This is a genomic window from Halomonas sp. 3D7M (assembly GCF_014897885.1).
Classification (GTDB): domain Bacteria; phylum Pseudomonadota; class Gammaproteobacteria; order Pseudomonadales; family Halomonadaceae; genus Vreelandella.
The window spans coordinates 8164-8746 of record NZ_JABUZF010000249.1 but is presented as its reverse complement, the minus strand read 5'-3'; the positions used below and the strand labels follow the sequence as shown (position 1 = coordinate 8746).

1 protein-coding gene is annotated in these 583 nt (G+C 38.9%); it reads left to right on the top strand.

Translation table 11 applies throughout. The features are described from left to right. A partial coding sequence (locus tag INT22_RS15130) for a hypothetical protein (RefSeq protein ID WP_226912785.1) occupies window positions 1-535 on the top strand: 535 nt, incomplete at its 5' end. Window positions 536-583 lie beyond the last annotated feature (48 nt).

Genomic DNA, 583 nt, shown 5'->3' with positions numbered 1-583 from the left:
ATATCCGCGGGGTGGTGGCTTTTCTGATAATAGAAGAGCTAGCTTTATTAGTTCTTTTTGTGCCGGGTTGCTAAATATTTTTGACTCGGTGATTTATGTAGACTGTGATGAGTTTCTAGTTCCTGATCCTTGTCTGTACAGCGGGCTTGAAGATTATCAAGAAAAAATGAAAGATGATTTTGTAACGCCTGTTGGACTTAATTTATGTCATAATGTTAATGAAGAAAAAAGCTTGAAATTTGATTTGGGGATTTTGAGACAGCGCTCTTACGTAACGATTGAGCCTGCAATGTGTAAGCCATGTTTAACTAAAAGGGCTCTATCTTGGGGAGGTGGTTTTCATTCTTGTAATGAGTTGCCTAATCTTGCTTCTGATATTTTTCTATTTCACTTGAAAGATGTTGATATTGCATCAAGGTTAGAGAGGCAAGAGTTGACGCGCAATATAATTTGGGAAAAGAAAGTGACGCAAAACTCAGGGCCAGGTGCTCACCAGCGCTTGTCAAATGAAGCTATCATTCAAAGGTTTCGGTGATTTTCAACCCAGTTGTCCAAATGGCTGCACTTAAGCAGCCTTTTTATT